Below are 9,698 nucleotides of genomic sequence, written 5' to 3'. Positions count from 1 at the left end.
AATTTATCTATTTTTGTCTAATAATCTGTATCGATTATTTAGGACTAGTCAAAATATTATTTTAAAACCAATCGTTTTTATCTAATTACTAATTTTCTAGTAGCTGTTTTAGCTCCTTCAGTAATTTTCACAATATAAATACCGCTGTTTAAATTAGCAATGTTTATTGTATTGTTCGATGTAGTTGTGTTTAAAACTTGTTTTCCTAAAACATCAAATAAAGAAATTGTTCTTTCACTGTTCAAGTTAGATTCTATATGTAAAACTCCGTTTGAAACTGGATTTGGATAAATTTGTAATCCGGCAATTTCGTTGGTTTGTGTTTGCAGTAAAGTGACAGAAAAGTCTGCAGAGTTTCTAGGGATAAATTGCGGAGTTAAAACTGGCGGAACAGCTGTTGTAACATTATCATATCCTAATGCAGTTATATTAAACGAAACTGTAGGAATTGTTGCTCCAATGTAGTTTGCTTCTGCAAAACCTGTTCTTAATACTCCGTTAGTTGTTCCGTCAAATACATTATAATTTGTATTTATAGCGAATACAGCACCTGCGGTTAAAGGAGTTACAACACCAGCTACAACTGTTCCTGTAACAGTGATATTGTTAAAACTAATTAATTTACTTTCATATGTATTCACATTTGCATTTAGTAAAGCTATAGTAATGTTTTGAGCGGTAAGTGCATTTCCTGAGGAAACAACAGTTTGATTTTGTAATGGAACAAATTCTAACACTCCATTGTAGTCAATTAATTGGCCAGACACATTGTTCATGCTGTCACCTAATGCAAAAGGTGTTGTGATTTTAGCAGCACTATCATCAATTAATACACCGCCGGTAGCATCTTGAATGAATTTTTGATTTCTAGTAGTAGAAACCGTAACTGTACCTGCAGGAGTTCTAACGTGAGAAACTACAGCGGATCCAGTTAAAGTATAATAAGCATTTAAAGTCCCGGCTCGTAAAGCACCTATAGTTGCTACATTAGAGATGCTAGCAATTGTGAAGGTTACAGACGCATTCACTGGAGTGCTTAATGGCAAATGGGTTGCGTCTACTAAAAACATCGCGACCGTATGGGATCCAACAGCTAATCCGTTTAAAACTATAGGCGTAGTATCATATTTCATAATTGGAGCACCGCCATCAACAGTATAATGGATGTGACCAGCCCCAGTTGCAACGGTATAGTTTCCCACAGAAACATTAACGGATACACTTGTTGTTATTGGGTTAAATATAGTGGCATTAGCAGGAGATGTTATAAGTAATGTTGGAGCTGTTCCACAATCAGAACATACCATTGACATATCATCCCAATTAATTACAGCACCATTATATGTTCTAAATTCAAAAAGCACATTAGTTGCATTTGCAGGAGCTACTACATTTAACACAACTTGAGTCCAAACATTACCGTTAGCGGGTAAATATACAGATGGTTGGGTTATTGCTGCAGATACTGCATCAACTATAGAAGTATTTGCCGCATCTTTAAAAGTACACCAAATTCTAGCGCCACTTCCAGTAGTTGTAGCATCAATTTTATACCAATAAGATATCGTATAAGTTTTACCGGCTACAATACCAGTAATTACTTGTGATAGTTTGCTCGAGGCAGTTGCAACCTGCTTTGCAGAGTTCATTCCACCATGAAATACTGTTGCGTCCTGAGTTGTTACATTTGCAACACTCCATCCCGCAGGAACTGTGGAAGTAGTCCAAGTTTCAAAGTCGCCATTTACAACAAGATTTTGTCCTAAGCAAAAAGCACCAAATGTCAATGTGAACAATAAAGCGTAAATTTTTTTCATAATTAATTTTTTTAGAATTTAAAAGTAAACAAAAATAAGCACAAATTTTATTTATAATAAAAGTTTCAATGTAAAAAAAACATTAAATTACTAACGCATCAACAGATTAGATACTATTTGACAATTAGTTTTCTAGTGGCAGTAGCGTCACCTTCTTTAATTTTAATGATATAAACGCCCGGAGAGAGCATGGAAATATTCAATTCTTTTGAATTAACAAGTGTTTGAAATACCTTTTTACCCAAAACATCAAAAATAATTACCTCTTTATCTAAAGATGATTTTGAAGTAATGTAAATCTTGCCATTGCTCACAGGGTTTGGGTAAAAACTCAAACCATCAATAGAATTGTCTTGAGTTCTAGATTGAATTTTACTTTCTTGAGCATTCATATTGAATGAAAAAAAGCAAAATAAAATTACTACAATATAAAAGTATTTTTTAGGCATAAAAAAGATTTTTGTAAAGGTATTCATTTTATTCGCAAACAAACCAATTTAACGGACTATTTACATTGTTTTAACTTTTGAAACTGCGTTTACTTTCCATTAAACGAGGTCATTGTGTTTTCTAAACCTGCCAAACCGAATGATTTTATAGTTTCAGAGGTCAATTCTAATCGTTCTGGAAGCTTCGTTTTTTCAATATCATCCCAATTCCCAAGCACATAATCTACTTGTTTTCCTTTTTTAAATTCATCACTAATTCCAAATCGAAAACGAGCATATTCCTGAGTATTCAATAATAATGTTATATTCTTTAGGCCATTATGCCCGCCATCACTTCCTTTTGAACGAATTCTAATGGTTCCAAAAGACAAATTCAAATCATCAGCAATTATTAAAATATTTTGTAGCGGAATATTTTCTTTTTCCATCCAATATTTAACCGCTTTTCCACTAAGATTCATATAGGTGTTTGGCTTTAATAGAAAAAAAGTTTTGCCTTTCAATTTTAGTTCTGCTAAAGCACCAAATTTTAAATTGTCAAATGAAATGCTTTCATCTTTAGCTAAAAAATCTAGAACTTTAAACCCTATATTATGTCTCGTGTTTACATATTCAGCACCAATATTTCCGAGACCTACAATCAAAAATTTATTCATAACATGTATTTTCTCTGCTGGTTTTACTTTCGTAAATAAACCGTTCAGCCATTTTATCATATCGCAAAAGTAGTTTATTTATTTAAATTCTGAAGGAATCAAACAAACAGGAATCGGAATCATTTTATGCTGATTTGTAGCATTCAGTCTTTTGTAAATTGAAAATGTAATTTGCTCTCTTCCTGAAAAATTGGCTGCAGTTTTTCCCTTTTCATCTTCAAGCATTGCCCATTCCAACTCATCATAACTGGCTCCAAGTTGCTCCTCGTCCGTTCTTGCATCTCCAAAAAGTCCGTCCGAAGGTTCAGCTTTCAGTATAGATTCGGGTATTTTTAAAAATTCTCCAAGCGCAAAAACATCCGATTTCATCAAATCTGCAATTGGACTCAAATCTACGCCGCCATCACCATATTTTGTGTAGAAACCAACGCCAAAATCCTCGACTTTGTTACCAGTTCCAGCAACTAAATACCCATAAATTCCTGCATGATAATACAAAGTTGTCATTCGCAATCTCGCCCGAGTATTTGCCAAAGCATGGTGTTTCATGTTTTCATCATCGCCATTTGGTACTAAATCTACAAAACTGTCAAATACCGTAGTCAAATCTGCAATCGTGCTGGAAACATTTGAAAACCTATTTTTAAGTTGCAAAATGTGCTCTTTCCCACGACTTACGTGACTTTCCGCCTGATGAATCGGCATTTCTACACACAAAGTTGGCAATCCCGTTTGGGCACATAGTGTTGAAGTAACCGCCGAATCAACTCCCCCAGAAATTCCTATCACAAAACCATTCGTTTTTGAAGCAATCGCATATTCTTTTAACCAATTGACAATGTGATTGTTAACTTTTTCAATTTGAATTGTACTTTTTTTAAACATAATTTGTAAAAATTTAAAATACTGCAATGTATCTTTGCAAAATTAATAATTATTTGGAGCAATTTCCTGCTTTCCGTTGCAATCTTTTTTTTCGTGCCTCAAAAAAAGGATTTCCACTGCACTCAGGGCTAAAAAATGTCTAATATGAAAAATTTGTTGTCTTTATTCTCATTATTGGTGCTTTTGGCATCTTGCGATAAAAAAAGTAAAATAGAAAAAGAAGTCGAAAACATTCCCGTATCTGTAAAAGTAGAACGTTTCGACAAAATTTTCTATGAAACTCCAGTTGCAAATCTTTCGCAAATCAAACAAAAATACCCGTATTTATTTCCCGTTGCAACACCAGATTCAGTTTGGGTCAATAAAATGAAAAACCCATTAAACAGAGATTTATACAAGGAAGTGCAGAAAAAATATTCTAATTTTGAAAAGGTAAATGCCGATTTAGATAATCTTTTCCGTCATATAAAATACTATTTTCCAAAATCGAAAACACCAAAAGTAATCACTCTGATTTCTGAAATGGATTATCAAAACAAAGCAATTTATGCCGATAGTTTGGTCGTAATTTCTTTGGATTTATATTTAGGAAAAAACCACAAATTTTATGAGTTTCCTGAATATCTAAAACAAAATTTTGAGGAAAATCAAATTATGCCTGATATTGTTTCCAGTTTTGCAGCAACAAAAATTCCAAATGTTTCAGATAAAACGTTGCTTTCGCAAATGATTTACGCAGGAAAAGAATTGTATCTAAAAGACCTTTTATTACCCGAAACTACCGATGCTGAAAAAATCGGTTATACTCCAGAACAAATTACGTGGTGTCAAGAAAACGAAAGTTATATGTGGCGTAATTTCATAGAAAATAATTTGTTATACAGCACGGATTCTAAATTGCCGAACCGATTTATTAATGTTGCGCCGTTCTCAAAATTCTATTTAGAAATTGATAATGATACGCCGGGAAGAGTTGGAACTTGGGTTGGATGGCAAATAGTTCGTTCTTTTATGGAAAATAATGATGTAACTTTGCAACAAGTATTGCAAATGGATTCAATGGAATTATTTCAAAAATCAAAATACAAACCTAAAAAATAATGGCAAATACAACCTCTGAAATTAAATTTTTCGTAGAATTAGACGAGAATAAAGTACCCGAAAAACTAAGCTGGACAGCACAAGATGGTGGCGTTCAAGCTGAAGATGCCAAAGCCATTATGCTTTCTATTTGGGACAGCAAAGCACAAGAATCTATGCGAATCGATTTGTGGACAAAAGACATGCCTGTTGACGAAATGAAATTATTTTTCCATCAAACTTTAGTAGCGATGTCGGATACTTTCAAACGTGCTACTGACGACGAAAAAATGTCGGATACCATGAAAGATTTCTGTGATTATTTCGCTGAAAAATTAGATTTGAACAAATAGTAATCATTTTTATAACGAAAAAATCCCAAAACACATCATTGCGTTTTGAGATTTTTTTATTGTAAGAAAAATAAATTACAAAAGTATTATTAATAATAACCATGCTCCCGAACCTATAGCATAATTTTTCCAGATTTTATTTTTTTTAATTTTGTGTGCTTTTTCATTGTATGCAACATTATATGCTGTATTTTTCATCAATTCGGCATCCTTAAAATTTAAATTTTCTTGTTCTGGTTCTGAAGAAGAGCAAGCAATAGCAGGAATTAGTCCTAAAACTGGAGATGTCAATACTGATGTAACCGCTGTCCAAACCTTCCCTGAATTTTGACCTTTATAATAGGTTGTTGCATCTTTTGTGCCTTGGAGCGTCATTTCTTCATTGTTTGAATTCTCTTTTCCAGATTTCTTTTCTAAATTATAAACTTCTTTTGTGCCATTTTTATAACGCGTCATTAAGACTTCAGATTTTAAAATTGTAAATAACGGACCGTCAATATTGTCAAATTTTTTATATTTTATATCTGTTAGTCCTACTTCAATTATTTTTGCACTAATATCTTCCCCTGTCTTTAAAGTAATAACATCTTGCGAAAAGCAAAAAGTTGTTAAAAAAGTAATTGCAATTGTTAATCCGATTTTTCTCATTTTTATTTGGTTTTTTTTCTACTCTTATGGTTTTTCGATAACACCCCGTTTTTTTTAATGGTATCTGGTTTCCATTGTTTATTATATTGTAAATATAATTTCACAAGTGCCAATATTTTATGAGTAAAACTTTTAAATAATAAGTTAAACTTTTAAATAATTTTATTTATATTTGATAAAAAACACGAAAGATGATTGGAGAAAAAATTAGAAAAATTAGAACTATAAAAGGGTTTTCTCAAGACTATGTTTCAAATTTATTAAGTATATCACAAGCTGCTTATTCGGATATTGAAAATAATAAATCTAAAGTGAATTTTGAAAGAATTTAAGAAATTGCAAATATTTTTGAATTGGATATTAATGATTTGATTTCTTTTGATGAAAATCAGGTTTTTAATAATACGTTTAATGAAAATTCAAGTGGTTATTTTAATGTAAAAAAAGTTATAACTGAAACATTTGATAAAGAAAGAGAAGCTTACGTTGATCAAATCAAATCACTAAAAGAAGAAGTTCTTTATTTGAGAAAAAAGTTAGATGAAAAATAACGAAAAAATCCCAAAACATATTTATGTGTTTTGGGATTTTTTATTGTAAAAAAGAGTTTTCTAAAACTGACTGTTGTTTTTGAAAACTTCTTGATTTACTTCGTCTATATAATTCAATAATTCCATTTTTCCAGTTGATTCTGTTGCGGAAGTCACAAAATGATTTGGCATTTCAGCCCAATTATTTGCGAACATTTGCTTTTTGTAAGCTGCAATGTGGGAATCAATTTTCACTTTACTGATTTTATCCGCTTTTGTAAAAACAATGCAAAAAGGAATTTCACTTTCCCCCATATACGACATAAATTCGATGTCAATATTTTGCGCTTCGTGACGAATATCTATCAAAACAAAAGCGCATACGAGTTGTTCTCTGGTTTCAAAATAATCGGTTATAAATTGTTGAAAAACAGATTTCGTTTTTTTGGAAACTTTCGCATATCCATAACCAGGCAAATCGACTAAGAACCAATTGTTGTTAATCAAAAAGTGGTTTATCAATTGAGTTTTCCCAGGTCTTCCCGAAGTTTTTGCTAAGTTTTTATGATTCGTCAGCATATTTATCAAAGAAGATTTTCCCACATTTGAACGACCAATAAAGGCATATTCTGGCAAGAACTCTTTCGGACATTTATCAACTTCAGAATTACTGATTATAAATTCGGCGGTATTAATTTTCATAATCAAATTTGATTTCTGCAAAGGTAGTCAAAAAAAACACCACAACAATTCCAGTAAATACTCGAAATGTTGTGGTTTATCTGTTTTGAAATATTACAAATTTACCTTTTGTAACCATTCAAACATAAGTTCATTGAATTCGTCAGGTCGTTCCATCATTGCCGCGTGACCACATTTATCAATCCAATATAAAGTTGAATTTGGTAGTAATTTATGAAATTCTAACGCAACATCTGGCGGCGTTACTGTGTCGTTTTTTCCCCAAATAATACACGTTGGAATGTGCATTTTTGGTAAATCCTTAGCCATATTATGACGAATGGCACTTTTGGCAATAGTTAAGGTTTTGATTAATTTTATTCGGTCGTTTGCCATACTAAAAACTTCATCAACCATTTCTTTTGTGGCAACTTTTGGGTCGTAAAAAACTGCTTCTGCCTTCTTTTGAATATATTCATAATCACCACGTCTTGGGTAACTGTCACCCATTGCGCTTTCGTAAAGTCCTGAACTTCCTGTAATTACAAGTCCTAACATTTTTTCAGGATACATTTTTGCGTGGTATAAAGCAATGTGTCCACCCAACGAATTTCCCATTAGAATTACTCTGTCAAAACCTTTGAATGTGATAAAATCTTTAACGTATTTGGCAAAAGACTTCACATTAGTTCGCAAAAGACTTTGAGTATAAATTGGCAATTCAGGTATAATAATTTTATATCCTTTTTGAGAAAAGTAAGCCCCAGCCGATTCAAAGTTGCTTAAACCACCCATTAATCCGTGTAAAACGATAATTGGTGTTCCTTCGCCAGCTTCAAAATAGGTATAACGCCCTTCTTTTTTTAATACGTGTTCCATTATTATAATGACATTTCAATTTTGACAAATATAAGATTTAATAACTAATTATTATTTTAAATGATTGTCATTATTTTTCAAGCTTAAAACAATCTTAAAAATGAAAATTTGACTTCGATTTTTGGATTTCTAAAGTTGCAAATTCGATGTAAATGAAGCGCAAATAATAAATTATTGAGTTTTTGATTCTAATTTATGGTGTTTCTTAACGATTTGCCAAAGAACCTTTTATGAAATGAAACCTACAAATTAGCGGTTTTTTGCAGGAAGTGGTAAAACTTATTAACAAAGTGGTATATTGTGGTATATTGTGGTAAATTTTTTTATATTTTTGTCAGAACCATTTCAAATACTATTAAAATTGAATTCAATAATTGGAACATACGAATGTAAAGTTGATGCTAAAGGAAGGCTGCTTTTGCCTGCGCCTTTAAAAAAGCAATTGACAGCTTCACTTCTTGACGGTTTTGTCTTGAAACGTTCGGTTTTTCAGCCTTGTTTGGAATTATATCCAATGTCGGAATGGAACTTGATGATGAATAAAATCAACAAGTTGAACAAATTTGTAAAGAAAAATAACGACTTCATTCGCCGTTTTACTGCGGGTGTAAAAGTGGTTGAAATAGATGCTTTAGGCCGAGTATTGGTTCCTAAAGATTTAGTTGCATTTGCATCAATTTCTAAAGATTTGGTACTTTCTTCAGCTGTAAATATCGTTGAAATTTGGGATAAAGATTTATATGAAAATTTCATTTCTAACGATGAAATTGACTTTGCAGATTTAGCAGAAGAGGTGATGGGTAACGTAAATGACGATGAAAATGGAATATCATAATCCTGTATTATTAAAAGAATCTGTTGACGGACTTAATATAAAATCAGACGGAATATATGTTGATGTGACTTTTGGCGGAGGCGGACATTCAAAAGAAATTTTGAGTCGTTTGGGTCCAAATGGAAAGTTATTCGCATTTGACCAAGATGAAGATGCTATAGAAAATGCTTTAGACGACGAACGTTTTGTTTTGATAAATGAAAATTTCCGATTTATAAAAAGGTTTTTAAGATTTCATAATGTGAAAAGCGTTGATGGAGTTTTGGCTGATTTAGGAGTTTCTTCGCATCAATTTGACGTTGCAGAACGTGGTTTTTCAACTCGTTTTGATGCTGAATTAGATATGAGAATGAGTCAGAAAAACGACTTAAATGCGTATCGAGTTGTCAACGAATACGACGAAACAAATTTGAGAAGAGTTTTTTTGGATTACGGAGAATTGAAAAATGCACCAGCAATTGCCCGTGTAATTATTGAAGCTCGTGAAGAAGAACAGATTAAAAATACAGAACAGCTAAAAATAGTTTTAGGACGTTTTTTGCCAGCGCATAAAAGCCATAAAATATTGGCTCAAATGTATCAGGCAATCCGAATTGAAGTCAACCAAGAAATGGATGTTTTAAAAGAATTTTTAGAACAATCTTTGGAAGTTTTGAAGCCAGGTGGACGATTGAGTGTTATTTCATACCATTCATTGGAAGACAGATTGGTAAAAAGATTGATGAAAAACGGAATGTTTGAAGGCGAACCAGAGCGTGATTTTTTTGGAAATTTTTCAGTACCATTTAAAACAATTGGAAAATTAATTGTTCCTGATTTTCAAGAAATTAAAATCAATAATAGGGCTCGAAGTGCAAAATTGAGAATAGCTGAAAAGAGGTAAAT

General features: G+C 32.1%; 13 protein-coding genes. 6 read left to right on the top strand and 7 right to left on the bottom strand.

Features of this window, described 5'->3' with window-relative positions; all coding sequences use genetic code 11:
- Positions 1–77: 77 nt before the first annotated feature.
- The 4 genes from AC9UEH_RS09565 to nadE all read right to left on the bottom strand — a co-directional run bounded on the left by AC9UEH_RS09565 (position 78) and on the right by nadE (position 3,807).
- Entirely contained in the window at positions 78–1,817 is a 1,740-nt protein-coding gene (locus tag AC9UEH_RS09565) for a T9SS type A sorting domain-containing protein (protein WP_509531154.1), read from the bottom strand.
- 113 nt (positions 1,818–1,930) lie between these two features.
- On the bottom strand, positions 1,931–2,266 hold the full coding sequence (locus AC9UEH_RS09560) for a T9SS type A sorting domain-containing protein (RefSeq protein ID WP_509531152.1): 336 nt from the start codon (positions 2,264–2,266) through the stop codon (positions 1,931–1,933).
- An 89-nt stretch (positions 2,267–2,355) separates the two neighbouring features.
- On the bottom strand, positions 2,356–2,982 hold the full coding sequence (gene pth, locus AC9UEH_RS09555; protein WP_509531151.1) for an aminoacyl-tRNA hydrolase: 627 nt from the start codon (positions 2,980–2,982) through the stop codon (positions 2,356–2,358).
- Between the two features lie 18 nt (positions 2,983–3,000).
- Complete coding sequence (nadE, locus tag AC9UEH_RS09550; protein WP_509531150.1) at positions 3,001–3,807, bottom strand: NAD(+) synthase; 807 nt, start codon at positions 3,805–3,807, stop codon at positions 3,001–3,003.
- A 144-nt stretch (positions 3,808–3,951) separates the two neighbouring features.
- Here nadE and gldB point away from each other — a divergent pair, with 144 nt between their 5' ends.
- A complete protein-coding gene (gldB, locus tag AC9UEH_RS09545; RefSeq protein ID WP_509531149.1) occupies positions 3,952–4,908 on the top strand; it encodes a gliding motility lipoprotein GldB in 957 nt (318 codons plus the stop codon).
- Positions 4,908–5,240 (top strand): gliding motility protein GldC, encoded by a 333-nt coding sequence (gene gldC / locus AC9UEH_RS09540; RefSeq protein ID WP_509531147.1) that lies wholly within the window; start codon positions 4,908–4,910, stop codon positions 5,238–5,240. Before gldB ends, gldC begins: the two co-directional genes overlap by 1 nt.
- A gap of 75 nt (positions 5,241–5,315) precedes the next feature.
- Here the strand turns inward: gldC and AC9UEH_RS09535 are convergent, their stop codons facing one another.
- Positions 5,316–5,888 (bottom strand): hypothetical protein, encoded by a 573-nt coding sequence (locus tag AC9UEH_RS09535; RefSeq protein WP_509531146.1) that lies wholly within the window; start codon positions 5,886–5,888, stop codon positions 5,316–5,318.
- A 191-nt stretch (positions 5,889–6,079) separates the two neighbouring features.
- Between AC9UEH_RS09535 and AC9UEH_RS09530 the strand changes: the two genes are divergently transcribed.
- The gene (locus tag AC9UEH_RS09530; protein WP_509531145.1) at positions 6,080–6,220 is read left to right on the top strand and encodes a helix-turn-helix domain-containing protein; all 141 of its coding nucleotides are present in this window, start codon (positions 6,080–6,082) and stop codon (positions 6,218–6,220) included.
- A 21-nt stretch (positions 6,221–6,241) separates the two neighbouring features.
- Positions 6,242–6,439, top strand: a complete 198-nt coding sequence (locus AC9UEH_RS09525; RefSeq protein ID WP_509531144.1) for a hypothetical protein — start codon at positions 6,242–6,244, stop codon at positions 6,437–6,439.
- A gap of 60 nt (positions 6,440–6,499) precedes the next feature.
- Here AC9UEH_RS09525 and yihA read toward each other — a convergent pair whose 3' ends face one another.
- Positions 6,500–7,120 (bottom strand): ribosome biogenesis GTP-binding protein YihA/YsxC, encoded by a 621-nt coding sequence (gene yihA / locus AC9UEH_RS09520; RefSeq protein ID WP_509531143.1) that lies wholly within the window; start codon positions 7,118–7,120, stop codon positions 6,500–6,502.
- A 93-nt stretch (positions 7,121–7,213) separates the two neighbouring features.
- Positions 7,214–7,978 (bottom strand): alpha/beta fold hydrolase, encoded by a 765-nt coding sequence (locus AC9UEH_RS09515; protein WP_509531141.1) that lies wholly within the window; start codon positions 7,976–7,978, stop codon positions 7,214–7,216.
- 361 nt (positions 7,979–8,339) lie between these two features.
- Here AC9UEH_RS09515 and mraZ point away from each other — a divergent pair, with 361 nt between their 5' ends.
- Both mraZ and rsmH read left to right on the top strand, forming a co-directional pair.
- Complete coding sequence (gene mraZ / locus AC9UEH_RS09510) at positions 8,340–8,813, top strand: division/cell wall cluster transcriptional repressor MraZ (protein ID WP_509531139.1); 474 nt, start codon at positions 8,340–8,342, stop codon at positions 8,811–8,813.
- The gene (rsmH, locus tag AC9UEH_RS09505) at positions 8,788–9,696 is read left to right on the top strand and encodes a 16S rRNA (cytosine(1402)-N(4))-methyltransferase RsmH (RefSeq protein WP_509531137.1); all 909 of its coding nucleotides are present in this window, start codon (positions 8,788–8,790) and stop codon (positions 9,694–9,696) included. The genes mraZ and rsmH overlap by 26 nt, the downstream gene beginning before the upstream one ends.
- Positions 9,697–9,698: the final 2 nt, after the last annotated feature.

Source organism: Flavobacterium sp. (assembly GCF_040402835.1).
Lineage (GTDB): Bacteria > Bacteroidota > Bacteroidia > Flavobacteriales > Flavobacteriaceae > Flavobacterium.
Note: the sequence above shows the minus strand (reverse complement) of the source record. Positions and strands in the feature narration are given on the sequence as shown.

Excerpts from the sequence above, each read along its gene's own strand:
- AC9UEH_RS09565 (WP_509531154.1), bottom strand. The coding sequence starts at position 1,817 with ATGAAAAAAATTTACGCTTTATTGTTCACATTGACATTTGGTGCTTTT.
- AC9UEH_RS09560 (WP_509531152.1), bottom strand. The coding sequence starts at position 2,266 with ATGCCTAAAAAATACTTTTATATTGTAGTAATTTTATTTTGCTTTTTT.
- pth (WP_509531151.1), bottom strand. The coding sequence starts at position 2,982 with ATGATAAAATGGCTGAACGGTTTATTTACGAAAGTAAAACCAGCAGAG.
- nadE (WP_509531150.1), bottom strand. The coding sequence starts at position 3,807 with ATGTTTAAAAAAAGTACAATTCAAATTGAAAAAGTTAACAATCACATT.
- gldB (WP_509531149.1), top strand. The coding sequence starts at position 3,952 with ATGAAAAATTTGTTGTCTTTATTCTCATTATTGGTGCTTTTGGCATCT.
- gldC (WP_509531147.1), top strand. The coding sequence starts at position 4,908 with ATGGCAAATACAACCTCTGAAATTAAATTTTTCGTAGAATTAGACGAG.
- AC9UEH_RS09535 (WP_509531146.1), bottom strand. The coding sequence starts at position 5,888 with ATGAGAAAAATCGGATTAACAATTGCAATTACTTTTTTAACAACTTTT.
- AC9UEH_RS09530 (WP_509531145.1), top strand. The coding sequence starts at position 6,080 with ATGATTGGAGAAAAAATTAGAAAAATTAGAACTATAAAAGGGTTTTCT.
- yihA (WP_509531143.1), bottom strand. The coding sequence starts at position 7,120 with ATGAAAATTAATACCGCCGAATTTATAATCAGTAATTCTGAAGTTGAT.
- AC9UEH_RS09515 (WP_509531141.1), bottom strand. The coding sequence starts at position 7,978 with ATGGAACACGTATTAAAAAAAGAAGGGCGTTATACCTATTTTGAAGCT.
- rsmH (WP_509531137.1), top strand. The coding sequence starts at position 8,788 with ATGACGATGAAAATGGAATATCATAATCCTGTATTATTAAAAGAATCT.